General features: G+C 51.2%; 21 protein-coding genes and 1 pseudogene. 14 read left to right on the top strand and 8 right to left on the bottom strand.

Annotated features, from left to right (window positions below):
* Nucleotides 1-17: 17 nt before the first annotated feature.
* From IB214_RS05875 to IB214_RS05840, 8 genes and pseudogenes are all read left to right on the top strand, one after another.
* Nucleotides 18-860 (top strand): annotated as a pseudogene (locus IB214_RS05875) (phage tail sheath subtilisin-like domain-containing protein); the annotation flags it as partial.
* A 9-nt stretch (nucleotides 861-869) separates the two neighbouring features.
* Nucleotides 870-1,385, top strand: coding sequence for a phage major tail tube protein (locus IB214_RS05870; RefSeq protein ID WP_117343862.1), 516 nt, complete (start codon nucleotides 870-872; stop codon nucleotides 1,383-1,385).
* A 59-nt stretch (nucleotides 1,386-1,444) separates the two neighbouring features.
* Nucleotides 1,445-1,777 carry a phage tail assembly protein gene (locus tag IB214_RS05865; protein ID WP_117343863.1) on the top strand — a complete coding sequence of 111 codons (333 nt, stop codon included), beginning with the start codon at nucleotides 1,445-1,447 and terminating at the stop codon, nucleotides 1,775-1,777.
* Between the two features lie 14 nt (nucleotides 1,778-1,791).
* Complete coding sequence (locus IB214_RS05860; RefSeq protein ID WP_074388356.1) at nucleotides 1,792-1,914, top strand: GpE family phage tail protein; 123 nt, start codon at nucleotides 1,792-1,794, stop codon at nucleotides 1,912-1,914.
* Entirely contained in the window at nucleotides 1,907-4,570 is a 2,664-nt protein-coding gene (locus tag IB214_RS05855; protein WP_188249412.1) for a phage tail tape measure protein, read from the top strand. Before IB214_RS05860 ends, IB214_RS05855 begins: the two co-directional genes overlap by 8 nt.
* Nucleotides 4,570-5,034 (top strand): phage tail protein, encoded by a 465-nt coding sequence (locus IB214_RS05850; RefSeq protein ID WP_117343866.1) that lies wholly within the window; start codon nucleotides 4,570-4,572, stop codon nucleotides 5,032-5,034. Before IB214_RS05855 ends, IB214_RS05850 begins: the two co-directional genes overlap by 1 nt.
* Nucleotides 5,031-6,131 (top strand): phage late control D family protein, encoded by a 1,101-nt coding sequence (locus tag IB214_RS05845; protein WP_117343867.1) that lies wholly within the window; start codon nucleotides 5,031-5,033, stop codon nucleotides 6,129-6,131. The genes IB214_RS05850 and IB214_RS05845 overlap by 4 nt, the downstream gene beginning before the upstream one ends.
* Before the next feature lie 59 nt (nucleotides 6,132-6,190).
* On the top strand, nucleotides 6,191-6,409 hold the full coding sequence (locus IB214_RS05840) for an ogr/Delta-like zinc finger family protein (protein ID WP_117343868.1): 219 nt from the start codon (nucleotides 6,191-6,193) through the stop codon (nucleotides 6,407-6,409).
* A gap of 153 nt (nucleotides 6,410-6,562) precedes the next feature.
* Here the strand turns inward: IB214_RS05840 and rplS are convergent, their stop codons facing one another.
* From rplS to ffh, 5 genes are all read right to left on the bottom strand, one after another.
* Nucleotides 6,563-6,910 (bottom strand): 50S ribosomal protein L19, encoded by a 348-nt coding sequence (rplS, locus tag IB214_RS05835; protein ID WP_002914145.1) that lies wholly within the window; start codon nucleotides 6,908-6,910, stop codon nucleotides 6,563-6,565.
* A 39-nt stretch (nucleotides 6,911-6,949) separates the two neighbouring features.
* Nucleotides 6,950-7,717 (bottom strand): tRNA (guanosine(37)-N1)-methyltransferase TrmD, encoded by a 768-nt coding sequence (trmD, locus tag IB214_RS05830; RefSeq protein WP_115257737.1) that lies wholly within the window; start codon nucleotides 7,715-7,717, stop codon nucleotides 6,950-6,952.
* Nucleotides 7,718-7,761: 44 nt separating this feature from the next.
* On the bottom strand, nucleotides 7,762-8,310 hold the full coding sequence (rimM, locus tag IB214_RS05825; RefSeq protein ID WP_115257736.1) for a ribosome maturation factor RimM: 549 nt from the start codon (nucleotides 8,308-8,310) through the stop codon (nucleotides 7,762-7,764).
* Nucleotides 8,311-8,328: 18 nt separating this feature from the next.
* Entirely contained in the window at nucleotides 8,329-8,577 is a 249-nt protein-coding gene (gene rpsP / locus IB214_RS05820) for a 30S ribosomal protein S16 (protein ID WP_003031228.1), read from the bottom strand.
* Nucleotides 8,578-8,828: 251 nt separating this feature from the next.
* Nucleotides 8,829-10,190, bottom strand: a complete 1,362-nt coding sequence (ffh, locus tag IB214_RS05815; RefSeq protein WP_096756094.1) for a signal recognition particle protein — start codon at nucleotides 10,188-10,190, stop codon at nucleotides 8,829-8,831.
* Between the two features lie 165 nt (nucleotides 10,191-10,355).
* On the opposite strand from ffh, the gene IB214_RS05810 reads away from it, so the two are divergent.
* Nucleotides 10,356-11,147: an inner membrane protein YpjD gene (locus tag IB214_RS05810; RefSeq protein WP_096756093.1), complete on the top strand. Its 792-nt coding sequence runs from the start codon at nucleotides 10,356-10,358 to the stop codon at nucleotides 11,145-11,147.
* A gap of 18 nt (nucleotides 11,148-11,165) precedes the next feature.
* On the top strand, nucleotides 11,166-12,458 hold the full coding sequence (locus tag IB214_RS05805; RefSeq protein ID WP_135911576.1) for an HlyC/CorC family transporter: 1,293 nt from the start codon (nucleotides 11,166-11,168) through the stop codon (nucleotides 12,456-12,458).
* A 49-nt stretch (nucleotides 12,459-12,507) separates the two neighbouring features.
* On the opposite strand, the gene grpE is transcribed toward IB214_RS05805, so the two are convergent.
* On the bottom strand, nucleotides 12,508-13,101 hold the full coding sequence (gene grpE / locus IB214_RS05800) for a nucleotide exchange factor GrpE (RefSeq protein ID WP_096756092.1): 594 nt from the start codon (nucleotides 13,099-13,101) through the stop codon (nucleotides 12,508-12,510).
* A gap of 121 nt (nucleotides 13,102-13,222) precedes the next feature.
* Between grpE and nadK the strand changes: the two genes are divergently transcribed.
* From nadK to bamE, 3 genes are all read left to right on the top strand, one after another.
* Nucleotides 13,223-14,101: an NAD(+) kinase gene (gene nadK, locus IB214_RS05795; protein ID WP_096756091.1), complete on the top strand. Its 879-nt coding sequence runs from the start codon at nucleotides 13,223-13,225 to the stop codon at nucleotides 14,099-14,101.
* An 85-nt stretch (nucleotides 14,102-14,186) separates the two neighbouring features.
* Nucleotides 14,187-15,848, top strand: a complete 1,662-nt coding sequence (gene recN, locus IB214_RS05790; protein WP_117343869.1) for a DNA repair protein RecN — start codon at nucleotides 14,187-14,189, stop codon at nucleotides 15,846-15,848.
* A gap of 149 nt (nucleotides 15,849-15,997) precedes the next feature.
* Nucleotides 15,998-16,342, top strand: a complete 345-nt coding sequence (gene bamE / locus IB214_RS05785; protein WP_115257734.1) for an outer membrane protein assembly factor BamE — start codon at nucleotides 15,998-16,000, stop codon at nucleotides 16,340-16,342.
* A 53-nt stretch (nucleotides 16,343-16,395) separates the two neighbouring features.
* Here the strand turns inward: bamE and IB214_RS05780 are convergent, their stop codons facing one another.
* Entirely contained in the window at nucleotides 16,396-16,686 is a 291-nt protein-coding gene (locus IB214_RS05780) for an RnfH family protein (protein WP_096759348.1), read from the bottom strand.
* Nucleotides 16,676-17,119, bottom strand: coding sequence for a type II toxin-antitoxin system toxin RatA (gene ratA, locus IB214_RS05775; protein WP_115257733.1), 444 nt, complete (start codon nucleotides 17,117-17,119; stop codon nucleotides 16,676-16,678). Before ratA ends, IB214_RS05780 begins: the two co-directional genes overlap by 11 nt.
* A gap of 154 nt (nucleotides 17,120-17,273) precedes the next feature.
* On the opposite strand from ratA, the gene smpB reads away from it, so the two are divergent.
* Nucleotides 17,274-17,756, top strand: a complete 483-nt coding sequence (gene smpB, locus IB214_RS05770) for an SsrA-binding protein SmpB (RefSeq protein ID WP_096759347.1) — start codon at nucleotides 17,274-17,276, stop codon at nucleotides 17,754-17,756.
* Nucleotides 17,757-18,045 lie beyond the last annotated feature (289 nt).

Raw genomic sequence — 18,045 nt, 5'->3', positions numbered from 1 at the left:
TGGCGGTCAGTTCCCCAACGGGTATGAAAGCACTGCTTACCGCTCAGCAAAAGCTGGCGGTAAACCCGCGCATTCTGGGCGCACCAGGACTGGACAGTCAACCGGTGGCCGCTGAACTGATTGCGACCGCAAAAAAACTGCGGGCCTTTGCCTATATCTCGGCATGGGACTGCAAGAACATCGTGGAGGCCATGAACTACCGCGATAATTTTGGCGACCGAGAAGCCATGCTGATCTGGCCTGATTTTCTCAGCTGGGATACGGCAAAGAACGCCGAAGCCACCGCCTGGGCAACCGCCCGTGCGCTGGGTCTGCGTGCGCTGGTTGATGACCAGAAGGGCTGGCATAAGTGCCTGTCTAATGAAGTCGTGCAGGGTGTGACCGGCATTTCACAGGATGTGTTCTGGGATTTGCAGGACCCGAATACCGATGCGGGTCTGCTCAACGGCAAGGATGTCACCACGCTGATTCGTCGTGATGGCTTCCGCTTCTGGGGGGTGCGTACGCTCAGTGCCGACCCGCTGTTCCAGTTTGAGTGTTACACCCGTACCGCGCAGGTGCTGATGGACACCATGGCAGAGGCGCATTTCTGGGCAATGGACCAGACCCTCACCCCGTCACTGGCCCGCGATATCGTCGAAGGCATTAACGCCAAACTCCGCGAACTGGTCAGCCAGGGTTATCTGCTGGGTGGTGAAGCCTGGATTAGTGAGGATGCCAACAGCAAAGACACGCTGAAGGCCGGGAAGCTCACCATTGATTACGACTACACGCCGGTTCCACCGCTGGAAAATCTGTTACTGCGTCAGCGTATCACCGACAAATATCTGATGACATTCGTCAGCCAGGCAAACGGCTAAGGAGATTAAATGGCTCTGCCACGCAAAGTGAAATACCTGAACCTGTTTAATGCAGGGGTCAACTGGGTGGGGATTGTCGAATCACTGACCCTGCCTAAACTGACGGAAAAGTTTGAGAAGTACCGCGGCGGCGGTATGCCCGGTGCCGTGGATATCAGTCTGGGGCTGGATGATGGTGCGCTGGATACGGAATTTTCTATCGGCGGTACCGAAGCGCTGCTGTTTAAGCAACTGGGCACCGTCACGGCTGACGGCATCATGCTACGTTTTACTGCCTCTATTCAGCGCGATGATACCGGTGAAGTTCAGGCGCTGGAGCTGGTCACCCGTGGCCGTCATAAAGAGCTGGACTCCGGTGAGTTTAAGCAGGGAGACAGCTCCACCACCAAGGTGTCCGGCACCAACACCTACGCCAAGCTGACCATTAATGGCGAGGTCATTTATGAAGTGGACCTCATCAACATGATCTGGATTGTCGACGGTAAGGACCTGCTGGAAGCACACCGCGCCGCCATTGGTCTGTAATCAATACGGGCGCGGTTGCTGCGCCTGTTCCATTCTTCTGATGTAAACGGATAAACCCCATGAAAGACGATATTGCAATTACCGAAAACACCGAACTGCCAAAAACCGAAGCCACAGTGAAACTGGATAATCCGCTTCTGCGTGGTGCAGTGACCATCACTGAAATCATTGTCCGTAAGCCTCAGTCAGGCGCACTGCGCGGCACCCGCTTGCAGGCGCTGATGGATATGGATGTGGATTCAATGATGATTGTGCTGCCCCGTGTCACCACGCCGACACTCACCAAAACCGAAATCATGTTGATGGAGCCTGCCGACCTGCTGCAGCTGTCTGTGGAGCTGGTCAGTTTTTTGTTGCCGAAGTCGGTGATGTTGGATTCCCCACAGAACTGACGGTTGATGACCTGGTGGCAGATATCGCCACCATCTTTCACTGGCCGCCCGCTGTAACCGGTGAAATGTCACTGACGGAGGTTCTGGCGTGGCGGCATAAAGCAATCATGCGAAGCGGAGCCGCCACAGATGAATGACCGTAACCTGCGTTTACAGGTCGTGATGAGTGCCATCGACAAACTTACCCGTCCGTTTAAACAGGCGCGTGCCAGCACCCAGGAGCTGGCCGCGTCGGTAAAAAAATCCCGTGATGCCTTAACCTTGCTCAACCAGACCAGTGCGAAACTGGACGGTTTCAAAAAACTCCAGGCAGAAAACCAGAAGCTGGGTGACCGCCTCAACTATGCCCGCCAGAAAGCCAGCCTGATGAATCAAGAGCTGGGCGCATCCGGCCCGCCATCACAGCGTCAGGTACTGGCACTGGAAAAACAGCGCCTTGCAGTTCAGCGCCTGGAAGAACGCCAGGGCAAACTCCAGACTAAAACCGCACAGGTACGTGCCGAACTTTACCGTGCTGGTATTTCCGCAAATGACGGGGCCAGCGCCACCGCCCGTATTGCCCGTGAAACAGAACGCTATAACCGCCAGTTGTCTGAGCAGGAAACCCGCCTCAGGCGTGCCGGTGAACAACAGAGGAAACTAACGGCTGCCAGAGAAACGTTTAATAAAACAAAAACATTACGAAATGAAATTGCTGGGACAGGTGCAGGAATGCTTGCAACAGGTGTGGCAACAGCAATGCCTCTACTGGCACCGGTAAAAGCTTATTCGGAATCTGAAGATGCTGCGACTCAATTAGCCGCGTCAATGATGGGGCCTGGTGCAAAAATCCTTCCAGAATTTGAACAAATTAATCGGCTAGCATTGCAGCTCGGCGATCGCCTGCCGGGAACCACTGCTGACTTTCAGAACATGATGACAATGCTGCGCCGCCAGGGTATGTCTGCCACTGCAATACTTGGCGGTCTTGGCGAGGCAACTGCTTATCTTGGCGTTCAGCTAAAAATGCCAGCTACTGAAGCAGCTGAATTTGCGGCAAAACTGCAGGATGCAACCGGAACTGCAGAAAAAGATATGATGGGTCTGATGGATGTGATCCAGAAAGGATTCTATGCAGGTGTTGATCCTAACAATATGCTTAATGGATATGCAAAAATATCCAGCGCAATGTCAATTCTAAAAGTTAAAGGTCTGGATGCGGCTAAAGCCTTGGCTCCTTTACTAGTTATGGCAGACCAAACAGGTATGGCTGGAGAGTCAGCTGGTAACGCCTATCGCAAGGTCTTTCAGGCATCTATGAATCGTGACAAGGTGACCGGGGCTAATGATGATCTGAAAGCCGCTGGTTATAATATCAAACTGAATTTCAGTGATGGAAAAGGTGAATTCGCCGGTCTGGACAATCTTTATAAGCAGTTATCTAAAATAAAAAGTCTATCGACCGAGATGAAGCTCAGCACACTCAAAAGTATTTTTGGGGACGATGCTGAAACACTCCAGGTTCTAAATATCATGATAGACAAGGGTATTGATGGATATCGTGAGGCTGGTGATAAATTGCAGTCGCAAGCTTCACTACGTGAACGTGTAGACTCCCAACTTAAAACCCTTGGCAACCGATGGGAAGCCGCCAGCGGGTCGTTTACTAATTCCCTTGCTGCTATTGGCGGAACGGTAGCTCCACAAATAAAACAACTGGCTGACTGGATTGGTAGCTTAGCTAATGGTTTGGGTGAGTTTGTACAAAAACACCCACAGCTTACTTCGGTAATATTCAAAACAATTGCGATATTTGCTGCAACCACTGCGATTTTGGGGGTTTTAGCAATTGCTATTGCGGGTGTGATCGGGCCGTTCGCAATACTTCGGTTATCTATTTCAACCATAGGTATTCAGCTTCCGATGTTAACCAGTGGGCTATCACTACTGAGTACAGGGTTAAAAATGGCAGGTAATGCAGTCTTATGGTTGGGACGGGCTGCAATGGCAAACCCAATACTGGCAATTTTGTCATTGATTGCACTGGCTGGTATTTATATCTGGCAAAACTGGGAAACATTGGGGCCAAAAATATCTACGCTCTGGAATGGAATTTCTGCAACTGTAGGATCTGCTCTTAGTAGCATACGTACATGGATGACAACTAAATGGAATGAAATTATTACAGATATAGGCGCTTTACCCGAACGGTTTAAAGCTGCAGGGACTGCACTTATTGACGGTCTGATGAGTGGAATCAGTGAAAAATGGGACAGTCTTAAAGCTAAAATTTCGTCGGTTACCGATTTAATTCCTGACTGGTTAAAGTCAGATACTAAAACCCCTGCATACAATATTTACCAAACTCAACCAGCAAAAAAAGGGTTGAATCCATATGCAGGAGCTTATGACTCAGGGGGGGTAATACCGCGTGGCCAGTTCGGCATTGTGGGTGAAAATGGTCCTGAACTGATAAACGGCCCGGCGAATATCACCAGTCGACGCCGAACCGCTGCGCTGGCCGGAGCAACTGCGCTCGCATTTGGTAGTCTGGCTATGCCAGTTGCGGCAAAACCATTGCATCCATTCAGTCTGCCAGTCCAGGAATATCGTGAAAGTGCCCAGCCCGTACGTCAGAACGGAGGTACAACTGCGGCCCCGGTAATGGGTCAGATTAATATCAATATTCATCCGGGGCCAAATCAAAGCCCCAACGATATTGCCCGTGAAGTGGCCCGCCAGCTGGATGAGCTTAACCGCAAAGCGGCCGCCCGTACCCGCAGCAGTTTCAGAGACCAGGGGGATTTTAACTAATGATGATGATACTAGGTATGTTCGTTTTTATGCTGAAAACGGTGCCTTATCAGGAACTGCAATACCAGCAACAATGGCGGCACGCCAGCAATAATCGGGTTGGTAAGCGCCCCACGTTGCAGTTTCTGGGACCTGACACGGATACCATCACTCTGTCCGGGGTTCTTATGCCATTTATTACCGGGGGAAACCTTTCGCTGCTGAGCCTGCAACTTATGGCGGAAACAGGTAAAGGCTGGCCACTAATTGAGGGGTCAGGAACTATCTACGGTATGTATGTCATTGAGAGTATAAACCAGACAAGAAGTGAGTTTTTCAGTAATGGTCCAGCCAGAAAGATTGAATTCACCATCGCACTAAAACGTATAGATGAATTATCAATCCCCTTGCTGGGTGATTTATCTGGCCAGCTGACATATTTCAAAGACCAGGCAACGACCATTGCAGAGGGAGTTCTTTCATGACCGATTTTAGTCTGGTGACTGGAGTTGCCCTGATTCCGGCATACCGGGTGACGCTGGATGATAAGGATATTACCAGCTCACTGGAACCACGCCTGATTTCACTGACGCATACCGACAACCGTGGGTTTGAGGCTGACCAGTTAGATATTGAGCTGGACGATGCTGATGGGCAGTTGCAACTACCTCGCCGTGGTGCCGTGCTGTCACTGGCGCTGGGCTGGCAAAACGAACCCTTAATTGTTAAAGGAAAATTTACCGTTGATGAGGTGGAGCATGCGGGGAGTCCTGACCGGCTGACCGTTCGGGGCCGCAGTGCCGATTTCAGGGAAACGCTGAACATCAAGCGTGAGCGTTCATGGCATGAAACCACGGTTGCCGCAGTGGTCAATGAAATAGCCGCCCGGCACAAACTCACCGCAGCGATGGGGAAAGAGCTGGAACCTCAGAAAGTTGAACATTTCGACCAGACCAATGAATCTGATGGCAGTTTTCTGATGCGCCTGGCTAAAGAGTATGGCGCGATTGCCGCAATAAAAAATGGCAGCCTTCTGTTTATTCGCCAGGGGCAGGGAAAAACCGCCAGCGGTAAGCCATTGCCGGTTATGACTATTACTCGCTCAGTTGGTGATGGCCATCGCTTCAGCCTGGCTGATCGTGGAGCTTATACGGGGGTGCAGACAAACTGGCTGAATACTCGTGAACCAAAGAAAAAAGAAGCGGTAAGGGTTACGCGGCGTCGTCACAAAACCAAAGCCAAAACAACGAAAGCGCCAGAACCAAAGCAAGGAGATTATCTGGTTGGATCTGATGAAAATGTGCTTGTCATCAGCAAACAATATTCCAGTAGATTCTATGCAGAACGGAGAGCAAAAGCAGAATGGGAACGCATACAACGAGGATCTGCGTCATTCTCCATCCAGCTTGCCAAAGGCCGCGCAGATTTATTTCCTGAACTACCGGTAAAAGTTACCGGGTTTAAACAGCAGATTGATGACGCTGCCTGGATTATCACGACCGTCACGAATAGCATCAGTGATAGCGGATTCACAACCAGTCTCGAGCTTGAAGTGAAAATTGATGACATTGATATCGGCTAGTTTAAAAAAATCGCAATTAGCGCTATCATAACTTGCAAATTTAAGATGGAGGACCGGTTATGATGAGTTGCCCGCTGTGTGGCCATAATGCCCATACCCGCAGTAGCTTTCAGGTTTCAGACAAGACAAAGGAACGCTACAACCAGTGCCAGAACATTGAGTGCGGGCATACTTTTATAACGCACGAAACCTTTGTTCGTTCAATAGCCATTCCGCAGCGCATGCACGCCGCCCCACCCCACCCTGGTAGTGGTGGGCAAAGCCCTCTGAACTTCTGATAAAGCACCCGCACCTGCGGGTGTTTTTTTATGCCACCTGGTCACTGTCCATAATGGCGTGGGCATTTCATGGTCATTACAAATAAAAAAGGGGTTAGCATATTGCTAACCCCTTGATATTTCACACGCTTTGGAAGCAGCGTGAACGCGTTCTTAGTTAAGACGCTCTTTGATACGAGCAGACTTACCAGTGCGCTCACGCAGGTAGTACAGTTTAGCTTTACGAACAGCACCACGACGTTTAACAGCAATGCTGTCAACTACCGGAGAGTGAGTCTGGAAGACACGCTCAACGCCTTCGCCGTTGGAGATTTTACGAACAGTGAATGCAGAGTGCAGACCGCGGTTACGAATAGCGATAACCACGCCCTCGAATGCCTGCAGACGTTTTTTGGAACCTTCAACAACCCATACTTTCACTTCCACGGTATCACCCGGACGGAAGGAAGGTACGTCCTGCTTCATCTGTTCTTGTTCAAGTTGCTTAATAATGTTGCTCATAATTTAATCTCTTATCCTGGGTAAACTGATATTGGGGGCTTACGCCTGCCCATCATGTTTATGTTGCTGTTGTGCGTGTTCCTTTTTGAACTCCGCCAGCAACCTTGCTTGCTCTTCAGTCAGAGCCAGGTTTTCCAGAAGTTCAGGTCTTCTAAGCCAGGTACGGCCCAGCGACTGCTTCAAACGCCAGCGACGTATCTCAGCGTGGTTCCCCGACAGCAAAACTGCCGGTACTTCCATCTGCTCTAACACTTCAGGTCGGGTATAGTGCGGGCAGTCCAGCAACCCATCGGCGAAGGAATCCTCCGTTGCCGATGCTTCATGACCCAGTACCCCCGGAATAAACCGGGAGACGGAATCAATCAGCGTCATCGCTGCTAATTCTCCACCGCTGAGAACGTAATCGCCGATTGACCATTCTTCATCAATTTCGGTTTGAATTACGCGCTCATCTACGCCTTCATAGCGACCACACACCAGAATCAGCTTTTGATTCGTTGCCAGTTCGCTCACGCCCGCTTGATCAAGCTTGCGTCCCTGAGGTGACAGATAAATCACCTTCGCGCCTTCACCTGCCGCGTCTTTTGCTGCATGAATGGCATCCCGTAAAGGTTGCACCATCATTAACATCCCCGGTCCGCCGCCGTAAGGACGATCGTCCACGGTACGGTGCCGGTCATGAGCAAAGTCACGAGGACTCCAGCTCTGGATGTTCAGCAGGCCATTTTTTACTGCCCGGCCAGTTACCCCGTAATCGGTAATTGCGCGGAACATTTCTGGAAACAGGCTAACGATACCTATAAACACAAGCCAATCCCCATCACGCCGACTTTTACCGTTTATCCGGTGGTTTAAAAACCAGGATCCCAATCTACTTCGATAGTACGAGTAGCGAGATCGACTTTCTTGATAACCTGCCCATCGAGGAACGGCACTAAACGTTCCTTGATACCAAACGCATCTTTCAGATTTGCCTTGATGACGATGACGTCATTCGATCCGGTTTCCATCATATCGACGACTTTACCGAGTTCGTAGCCTTCAGTGGTCACTACCTGGCAACCCATAAGGTCTTTCCAGTAGTAAGTGCCATCATCCAGCGCTGGCAACTGCGAGGAATCTACGACAATTTCACAATTCGTCAGTACATTCGCCGCATCCCGATCCTCAATACCTTTCAGCTTGATGATCAGATCCTGATTGTGGTGCTTCCAGCTTTCCAGCTGTACTTGCTGCCACTGACCCGCCTTCTGGATAAACCAGGGCTGATAGTCAAAAATGCTTTCGGCGTCTTCAGTGGAAGAAAACACTCTGAGCCAACCACGGATACCGTAAGGAGACCCCATTTTCCCCAGAACTATGGGTTCTACGGGCGCCTGTGCGGCGAGTTGCTTGCTCATCATGACCACCGTGACAGATTAAGCTGCTTTGTTTGCTGCTTTGATCAGCGTAGCTACGCGATCAGAAATAGTCGCGCCCTGGCCAACCCAGTGAGCGATGCGATCCAGATCCAGGCGGGTGCCTTCTTCTTTTTCGCTAGCGATTGGGTTAAAGAAGCCAACGCGCTCGATGAAGCGACCGTTGCGTGCATTACGGCTGTCAGTAACAACAACCTGGTAGAACGGACGCTTTTTAGCGCCGTGACGTGCTAAACGAATAGTAACCATAACATCCTCTTGTGTGAATAAAACACCGGGCCCCATCGAGGGAAGGGACCCAGTGTCATATTAAAAGCCCGAAAATTTTACTGATTTCTGAGAAAAAAGCAATCAACATGTGATGAAGCTTGATACCAGGGCGTTACCGTTGCAGCCAGTTTGGCGTCGGCATGCGCGCAGAAAGCGGAGCGTACACGCAGTACGTGAGCATTTCGAGCACACTCCGGCGTCAAAATGGCAAATAAGGTAGCCCGATATATTTATCTACCAGGGAATCCTGGCGGCATCATGCCCTTCATATTGCGCATCATCTTGGCCATCCCGCCCTTCTTCATTTTCTTCATCATGCGCTGCATGTCGTCGAACTGTTTCAGAAGGCGGTTAACGTCCTGTACCTGCATACCGCAGCCCTGAGCGATACGGCGCTTACGCGAACCTTTGATGATTTCCGGCTTGGCACGTTCTTTCAACGTCATCGAATTGATGATCGCTTCCATACGCACCAGCACTTTGTCATCCATCTGCGATTTCACGTTGTCAGGAATCTGACCCATGCCCGGCAGCTTGCCCATCAGGCTTGCCATGCCGCCCATGTTTTTCATCTGATTAAGCTGTTCTAAGAAGTCGTTCAGGTCAAAACCATCGCCCTTCTTCAGCTTGGTCGCCAGCTTCTCAGCCTGCGCGCGGTCAACCTTGCTTTCGATATCTTCGATCAGCGACAGTACGTCGCCCATGCCGAGGATACGCGAAGCAATCCTGTCCGGATGGAATGGCTCCAGCGCTTCGGTTTTCTCGCCAACACCGAGGAACTTAATCGGCTTACCAGTGATATGACGAATAGAGAGTGCGGCACCGCCGCGGGCGTCACCGTCGACTTTCGTCAGCACGACACCGGTTAACGGCAGCGCTTCGTTGAAGGCTTTTGCGGTATTCGCGGCATCCTGACCGGTCATGGCATCGACAACAAACAGCGTTTCTACCGGATTGATAGACGCGTGGACCTGTTTGATTTCGTCCATCATCGCTTCGTCAACGTGCAGACGACCAGCGGTATCCACCAGCAGCACGTCGTAGAATTTCAGCTTCGCTTCTTTCAGCGCAGCGTTAACGATATCGACCGGCTTTTGGCCGACGTCAGACGGGAAGAAGTCGACTTCAACCTGCTCAGCCAGCGTTTCCAGCTGTTTGATCGCCGCCGGACGATAAACGTCGGCAGAGACGACCAGCACTTTCTTCTTGTGCTTCTCGCGCAGGAACTTACCCAGTTTCGCCACGCTGGTCGTTTTACCGGCACCCTGCAGACCCGCCATCAGCACTACGGCCGGTGGCTGAGCGGCCAGATTCAGGGTCTGGTTCTCTTCGCCCATCGCCGCAACCAGTTCACTGCGAACGATTTTGACGAATTCCTGACCCGGGGTCAGGCTTTTGTTAACTTCATGACCAACCGCTTTCTCTTTTACGCGATTGATAAACTCACGCACTACCGGTAGCGCAACGTCAGCTTCCAGCAGCGCCATGCGCACTTCACGCAGCGTTTCTTTAACGTTGTCTTCAGTAAGGCGTCCACGGCCACTGATATTGCGCAGCGTGCGCGACAAACGATCGGTTAAATTATCAAACATTGTCTCTCGCCTGGGGTGGAAACGGTCGGTCGCTTGCACGACACATCAACAGAATTTTGTCGCAGTATAACATGAAGCCGCCTTTGTTGTTATGCAACGGTTGGAGCAGCGGTCACGTAACGCTATACTGCTTTTCTTTATCACTGGTCAACTGTCGACACCTATATGCCCGTTTTTGCTTTGTTCGCCCTTGTCGCCTATTCCGTCAGCCTTGCGCTGATCGTTCCCGCTCTGCTGCAAAAAAACAGCGGCTGGCGGCGTATGGCTATCCTTTCTGCGGTTATCGCGCTGGTGTGCCACGCTTTTGCCCTGGAAGCACGTATTTTGCCCGGTGGCGAGAATGGACAAAACCTGAGCCTGCTGAACGTCGGTTCTCTGGTTAGCCTGATGATCTGTACGGTAATGACCATTGTGGCCTCACGCAATCGCGGCTGGCTGCTGCTGCCGATCGTGTATGCGTTTGCATTAATCAATCTGGCCTGCGCCACGTTTATGCCCAACGAGTACATCACCCACCTTGAAGCCACACCGGGCATGATGATCCACATCGGGCTCTCGCTGTTGTCCTATGCCACGCTGATCATTGCCGCCCTGTACGCACTGCAGCTGGCATGGATCGATTATCAGCTGAAAAACAAAAAACTGGCGTTCAACAATGAAATGCCGCCGCTGATGAGCATTGAACGCAAAATGTTTCACATCACTCAGATAGGCGTGGTTCTGCTGACGCTGACCCTGTGCACTGGCCTGTTTTACATGCACAACCTGTTCAGTACCGAAAATATTGATAAAGCCGTGCTCTCTATCGTGGCATGGTTTGTCTATATCGTTCTGCTATGGGGACATTACCATGAGGGCTGGCGCGGACGTCGTGTCGTCTGGTTTAACGTCGCAGGTGCAGGCATTCTGACGCTGGCCTATTTCGGTAGTCGCATACTGCAGCAGCTTGTGAGTTAAGTCTTTAAGGAACCCTACGTGGAACACATCTCCACCACCACGCTCATTGTTACGCTTCTCATCATGGTGGTTATTTCAGCCTATTTTTCCGGTTCCGAAACCGGAATGATGACCCTGAACCGCTACCGCCTGCGCCACCGGGCCAAGCAGGGGAATCGTCAGGCGAAGCGCGTTGAAAAACTCTTGCGCAAACCGGACCGCCTGATAAGCCTGGTGCTTATCGGCAATAACCTGGTCAACATTCTCGCCTCCGCGCTTGGCACCATCGTCGGTATGCGTCTGTATGGCGATGCGGGTGTGGCGATTGCCACCGGGGTGCTGACCTTTGTGGTGCTGGTTTTTGCTGAAGTACTGCCAAAAACCATCGCCGCGCTGTATCCCGAAAAAGTCGCCTATCCCAGCAGTTTCTTACTGGCGCCACTCCAAATTCTGATGATGCCGCTGGTGTGGTTACTGAACACCATTACCCGTCTGCTGATGCGTATGATGGGCATCAAAACGGATATCGTGATAAGCAGTTCCCTGAGTAAAGACGAACTGCGAACGCTGGTGAATGAATCGCGCTCGCAAATCTCGCGCCGTAATCAGGATATGCTGCTGTCGGTGTTGGATCTGGAAAAAATCAGCGTCGACGACATCATGGTGCCGCGAAACGAAATCATCGGGATTGATATCAACGACGACTGGAAATCAATCGTGCGTCAACTGTCGCACTCCCCGCACGGCCGCATTGTGCTTTACCGCGACTCGCTGGACGATACTATTAGTATGCTGCGCGTACGCGAAGCCTGGCGCCTGATGGCAGAGAAAAAAGAATTCACCAAAGAGACCATGCTGCGCGCCGCTGATGAGATCTATTACGTCCCGGAAGGCACGCCGCTCAGCACCCAGCTAATCAAATTTCAGCGCAACAAAAAGAAAGTCGGCCTGGTGGTTAACGAATATGGCGACGTTCAGGGCCTAGTGACGGTCGAAGATATCCTGGAAGAGATTGTCGGCGACTTCACCACCTCCATGTCACCTACGCTTGCCGAGGAAGTCACCCCGCAAAATGACGGTTCAGTGATAATTGACGGCAGCGCCAACGTGCGCGAAATCAACAAAGCCTTTAACTGGCACCTGCCGGAAGACGATGCACGAACCGTAAACGGGATTATTCTTGAAGCGCTGGAAGAGATCCCGGTGGCCGGTACGCGGGTGCGCATTGGCCAGTACGATATCGATATTCTCGACGTACAGGATAATATGATTAAACAGGTGCAGGTCTTGCCGGTAAAACCGCTGCGGGAGAGCGTGGCGGACCAGGGATGATAATGTCGCGGCGGGTAACGCATCTGCATTACCCGCCGCGACAGGCTGATTAGCCCTTGGCTTTCGCCACAGACACCATCGCCGCGCGGATGGTACGTCCGTTCAGGGTATAACCTTTCTGCATCACCATCAGTACGTTACCGGCCGCAACGTCGTCAGACTCAACCATGGCAATCGCCTGATGCACGTTCGGGTCCATCGGCACATCGATATCCGCAACCACCTGCACGCCAAACTTCGCCACCACATCCAGCATCGATTTACGGGTCAGTTCGATACCCTCGATCATCGCTGACATGGCATCGTTGTCTTTGTCCGCTACTTCCAGCGCACGGTCCAGGCTATCGAGCACCGGCAGCAGTTCGTTAACGAATTTTTCCAGCGCGAACTTATGCGCCTTTTCTACGTCCAGTTCGGTACGACGACGCAGGTTTTCCATTTCAGCTTTCATGCGCAACACGCTGTCACGCTCGCGCGTTTCGGCTTCAGTAAGCTGAGCTTCCAGATTCGCAATTTTTTCATCGCGCGGATCCACCTGCTCAGCAGAAGCGTCTGGTTCAACCGCCTCAACTTCTTCGTGCTGATCCATGATAATTTCTTCCGGGGCTTGCCCCTCAGGCGTTTTCTGTTCTTTACTACTCATGAATTTCTCCGCGTTTTTTCGCATTCATCTCGCTAACTTGGCTTATTATGGGGATAAGATTCAGGGATTCAAGGGAAGTACTCACATTGTCACTCATCTTCGCTACAAGGACCTCGAGAAAATGAATAAACATTTCAAGTGTATTGGCATTGTGGGGCATCCACGCCACCCCACTGCACTGACCACACATGAAATGCTTTACCGCTGGCTGTGCACCAAAGGGTATCAGGTTATCGTGGAGCAACAAATCGCCCGCGAACTGCAGCTGAAAAATGTGCAAACCGGCACGCTGGCAGAAATTGGTCAGCAGGCGGACCTCGCGGTAGTGGTGGGCGGAGATGGTAACATGCTCGGTGCTGCGCGCACTCTGGCACGCTATGACATTAAGGTCATCGGGATCAACCGCGGCAACCTGGGCTTTCTCACCGACCTTGACCCGGACAATGCCCATCAGCAGTTAGCCGATGTGCTGGAAGGCCATTACATCAGTGAAAAGCGCTTTTTACTTGAAGCCCAGGTGTGCCAGCAAGATTGCCAGAAGCGTATCAGTACCGCGATCAATGAAGTGGTGCTGCACCCGGGTAAAGTCGCGCACATGATTGAATTTGAAGTCTATATTGATGAGGTCTTTGCGTTTTCCCAGCGTTCAGACGGACTGATTATTTCCACGCCAACCGGTTCTACTGCCTACTCGCTCTCTGCCGGCGGCCCAATCCTGACGCCTTCTCTGGATGCCATTACGCTGGTACCAATGTTCCCGCACACGCTCTCAGCGCGACCGCTGGTGATCAACAGTAGCAGCACCATTCGCCTGCGCTTCTCACACCGCCGTAGCGATCTCGAAATTAGCTGCGACAGCCAGATTGCCCTGCCTATACAGGAAGGTGAAGACGTGTTGATTCGCCGCTGTGATTATCATTTAAACCTGATTCACCCTAAAGACTACAGCTATTTCAATACATTAAGCACCAAGCTCGGCTGGTCAAAAAAATTATTTTAATTTACCTTCAGCCTCTTTACTGTATAAAAAACCAGTTTATACTGTATGTAATTACAGTTATGGTTTTTCATACAGGAAAACAGCTATGTTGGCACAACTGACCATCAGCAATTTTGCTATCGTTCGTGAACTTGAGATCGATTTTCAGAGCGGAATGACCGTCATCACCGGTGAGACCGGGGCGGGTAAGTCCATTGCCATTGATGCCCTCGGTTTGTGCCTTGGCGGACGTGCCGATGCCGACATGGTGCGCGCTGGTGCTACGCGTGCCGATCTGTGTGCCCGCTTCTCCCTGAAGGACACGCCAGCGGCGCTGCAATGGCTCGAAGAAAACCAGCTTGAAGAAGGCCGTGAATGCTTGCTACGCCGCGTTATCAGTAGCGATGGGCGTTCCCGTGGCTTTATCAACGGCACTGCGGTACCACTGTCGCAGCTTCGCGAGCTCGGCCAGTTGTTAATTCAAATCCACGGCCAGCACGCGCATCAACTGCTGACGAAATCTGAACACCAAAAATCCCTGCTGGACGGCTATGCCAATGAGGCATCTCTTATTCAGGAAATGGCGACGCGCTATCAACTGTGGCATCAGAGCTGCCGCGACCTGGCACATCATCAGCAGCAAAGCCAGGAACGCGCTGCCCGGGCAGAGCTGTTGCAGTACCAGTTGAAAGAGCTAAACGAATTTAACCCGCAGGCGGGTGAGTTTGAGCAGATCGATGAAGAGTACAAGCGCCTGGCTAACAGCGGGCAGTTGCTCACCACCAGCCAACAGGCGCTGGCTATCATGGCAGATGGCGAAGACGCTAATCTGCAAAGCCAGCTGTACACGGCAAAGCAGTTGGTCAGCGAACTGGCGGGTATGGACAATAAGCTTTCCGGTATTCTGGACATGCTCGAAGAGGCAACCATTCAACTCAGCGAAGCCAGCGACGAGCTGCGCCACTATTGTGACCGGCTGGATCTGGACCCTAACCGGTTATTCGAGCTTGAGCAGCGCATCGCAAAACAAATCTCTCTGGCGCGCAAACACCATGTCGCACCTGAAGCGCTCCCGCAGTTCTATCAGTCCCTGCTGGACGAACAGCAGCAACTTGACGATCAGGCAGATTCACTCGAAACCCTCACTCTGGCGGTGAACACTCATCACAAGCTGGCACTGGAAACAGCAAAGACGCTGCACCACCAGCGCCAACACTATGCTCAGGAGTTAGGGCAGCTCATTACAGAGAGCATGCACGCACTTTCTATGCCGCACGGACTCTTTTGCATTGAGGTGAAGTTTGATGAACACCATCTGAGTGTAGACGGTGCCGATCGCATTGAATTTAAGGTCACCACCAACCCAGGCCAGCCGTTACAGCCTATAGCAAAAGTCGCATCTGGTGGGGAACTGTCGCGTATCGCACTGGCTATTCAGGTGATCACCGCTCGTAAAATGGAAACCCCGGCGCTGATTTTCGATGAAGTGGACGTCGGTATTAGCGGTCCAACAGCCGCGGTCGTCGGCAAACTACTGCGCCAGCTCGGTGAATCCACGCAGGTTATGTGCGTCACGCACCTGCCGCAGGTTGCCGGTTGCGGACATCAACACTTCTACGTCAGCAAAGAAACCGACGGCGCGATGACAGAAACACATATGCAACCACTGGATAAACGCGCGCGCCTGCAGGAGCTCGCCCGCTTACTTGGCGGTAGCGAAGTGACGCGCAATACCCTCGCAAATGCAAAAGAACTGCTGGCAGCATAAACTTTTTTCTCTTGTAACGGTCTGAGTTCAACATAAAATCGCCGTCCGACCCGACAGCAAAAGGTTTTAAAGTGGTGAAAGGTCTATTATCATCGGCATATTACATATGAGCCGCGTACTGCTCGGGCCCGAAAAGGAATCAAATCACTATGCGCTGTAAAACGCTGACTGCTGCTGCAGCAGTACTACTGATGTTGACCGCAGGCTGTTCCACTCTGGAGCGAGTGGTTTACCGTCCTGACATCAACCAGGGAAACTATCTGACCGCTAACGATGTGTCCAAAGTTCGTGTCGGTATGACGCAACAGCAGGTTGCTTATGCTCTGGGTACACCGATGATGTCCGATCCTTTTGGCACCAACACCTGGTTCTATGTGTTCCGTCAGCAACCAGGACACGAAGGCGTAACGCAGCAAACGCTGACGTTGACCTTTAACAGCAATGGCGTGTTGACCAATATTGATAACAAGCCCGCATTGACCGGTAATCAATAAGTAGGTCTTCAGATAGCAAAAAAGGTGCTCGCTGAGCACCTTTTTATTGCCTGCTATTTGTTGGCAGACTTCTCCGCCCGCTTCCTGCGCAACTCTTTTGGATCGGCAATCAATGGCCGGTAAATTTCTACCCGATCCCCATCATGCACAGCATCAGCAAGTTTTACCGGGCGGCTGTAGATCCCCACTTTGTTTTTGCTGAGGTCGATATCAGGGCGCAATTCCAGTAATCCAGACGCGCGAATGGCCTCTTCAACCGTCGCGCCCTCTTGCAGCGTCACGCGCTGTAAATATTGCTTTTCGGGTAGCGCATACGCGACTTCGACGACCATTTTAGCTGACACTGACACTGTAAACCTCTTTCGCACGCACCGTGAAGGCTTGCACCATGTTCGACGCCAGCTCTTTAAAGATACGGCCAAACGCCAGCTCAATGAGCTTATTAGTGAACTCAAAATCAAGCTGAAACTCAATACGGCACGCTTCATGACTGAGCGGCGTAAACTTCCACCCGCCAATGAGTTTTTTGAAGGGGCCATCGACCAGATGCATCAGAATGCTCTGGTTATTAGTCAACTGGTTGCGCGTGGTGAACGTTTTGCTGATCCCTGCTTTAGACACATCCACCGCTGCCGTCATCTGTCCAGGAGTCGACTCCAGTACGCGGCTTCCGGTGCAACCCGGTAAAAACTGGGGATAGGATTTCACATCATTCACTAGCTGATACATCTGTTCCGCACTGTAAGGTACTAAAGCGGTCCGGCTAATCTGAGGCATAACAATTTCCATCTATATCAATCGAGCAAATAATACCATTTATCATCCGCTAAAAAAAACGCTATAGCCCAACTCGTGCTAAGATAGCGCCTTGCGCCCCGCTGGATGAAATGGGGTGTTTTTCGATTCCAGATTACCTATACTGAGCGGCATTATGACGAAGAAAAAAGCACACAAACCTGGCTCAGCCACAATCGCGCTTAACAAGCGCGCACGACACGAATACTTTATTGAAGAAGAGTTCGAAGCTGGACTCGCTCTGCAAGGCTGGGAAGTCAAATCCCTGCGCGCGGGTAAAGCCAACATCAGCGACAGCTATGTCATTCTTAAAGACGGTGAAGCTTACCTGTTTGGCGCCAACTTTATCCCGATGGCAGTTGCCTCAACGCACGTGGTCTGCGATCCCACTCGTACCCGTAAACTGCTGTTAAACCAGCGCGAGCTCGATTCGCTGTATGGCCGAATGAACCGCGAAGGTTACACCGTCGTGGCACTGTCTCTGTACTGGAAAAACGCCTGGTGCAAAGTGAAAATTGGCGTCGCTAAAGGTAAGAAACAGCACGATAAACGTTCCGATGTGAAAGAGCGTGAGTGGCAGGTGGATAAAGCACGTATTATGAAAAATGCTGGCAGATAACACCTTTGTTTTGTGACCAGTCTCTCATTATGGGGCTGGTCCTTATTATTTAGTTATTGAATCCCCCTCAATATATTCATCACACTTATAGTTTAATACTGCTGAATCGTTCAAATATCAAGTAAATCACCGTGTTATTTCATGATGCCTGTAGTCCAATAAAAATAAAACTTCAAGAATTTCTTCCGTCTATTTCACTTCATTTTAATAACATTATTATCACTGATGTTTATTATAAATTCATGCTGCACGCTAAAAATAAATCACTTAAAATACAATAACATAATAA

This window comes from Citrobacter sp. C1 (assembly GCF_014596895.2).
Lineage (GTDB): Bacteria > Pseudomonadota > Gammaproteobacteria > Enterobacterales > Enterobacteriaceae > Citrobacter > Citrobacter gillenii.
Note: the sequence above shows the minus strand (reverse complement) of the source record. Positions and strands in the feature narration are given on the sequence as shown.

What these genes read in the sequence shown, in the direction of transcription:
- IB214_RS05855 (WP_188249412.1), top strand. Translation starts at nt 1,907, where the DNA reads ATGAATGACCGTAACCTGCGTTTACAGGTCGTGATGAGTGCCATCGAC.
- rplS (WP_002914145.1), bottom strand. Translation starts at nt 6,910, where the DNA reads ATGAGCAACATTATTAAGCAACTTGAACAAGAACAGATGAAGCAGGAC.
- smpB (WP_096759347.1), top strand. Translation starts at nt 17,274, where the DNA reads ATGACGAAGAAAAAAGCACACAAACCTGGCTCAGCCACAATCGCGCTT.
- grpE (WP_096756092.1), bottom strand. Translation starts at nt 13,101, where the DNA reads ATGAGTAGTAAAGAACAGAAAACGCCTGAGGGGCAAGCCCCGGAAGAA.
- IB214_RS05845 (WP_117343867.1), top strand. Translation starts at nt 5,031, where the DNA reads ATGACCGATTTTAGTCTGGTGACTGGAGTTGCCCTGATTCCGGCATAC.
- rimM (WP_115257736.1), bottom strand. Translation starts at nt 8,310, where the DNA reads ATGAGCAAGCAACTCGCCGCACAGGCGCCCGTAGAACCCATAGTTCTG.
- IB214_RS05850 (WP_117343866.1), top strand. Translation starts at nt 4,570, where the DNA reads ATGATGATGATACTAGGTATGTTCGTTTTTATGCTGAAAACGGTGCCT.
- ffh (WP_096756094.1), bottom strand. Translation starts at nt 10,190, where the DNA reads ATGTTTGATAATTTAACCGATCGTTTGTCGCGCACGCTGCGCAATATC.
- bamE (WP_115257734.1), top strand. Translation starts at nt 15,998, where the DNA reads ATGCGCTGTAAAACGCTGACTGCTGCTGCAGCAGTACTACTGATGTTG.
- IB214_RS05810 (WP_096756093.1), top strand. Translation starts at nt 10,356, where the DNA reads ATGCCCGTTTTTGCTTTGTTCGCCCTTGTCGCCTATTCCGTCAGCCTT.
- IB214_RS05865 (WP_117343863.1), top strand. Translation starts at nt 1,445, where the DNA reads ATGAAAGACGATATTGCAATTACCGAAAACACCGAACTGCCAAAAACC.
- rpsP (WP_003031228.1), bottom strand. Translation starts at nt 8,577, where the DNA reads ATGGTTACTATTCGTTTAGCACGTCACGGCGCTAAAAAGCGTCCGTTC.
- IB214_RS05870 (WP_117343862.1), top strand. Translation starts at nt 870, where the DNA reads ATGGCTCTGCCACGCAAAGTGAAATACCTGAACCTGTTTAATGCAGGG.
- recN (WP_117343869.1), top strand. Translation starts at nt 14,187, where the DNA reads ATGTTGGCACAACTGACCATCAGCAATTTTGCTATCGTTCGTGAACTT.
- IB214_RS05840 (WP_117343868.1), top strand. Translation starts at nt 6,191, where the DNA reads ATGATGAGTTGCCCGCTGTGTGGCCATAATGCCCATACCCGCAGTAGC.
- ratA (WP_115257733.1), bottom strand. Translation starts at nt 17,119, where the DNA reads ATGCCTCAGATTAGCCGGACCGCTTTAGTACCTTACAGTGCGGAACAG.
- nadK (WP_096756091.1), top strand. Translation starts at nt 13,223, where the DNA reads ATGAATAAACATTTCAAGTGTATTGGCATTGTGGGGCATCCACGCCAC.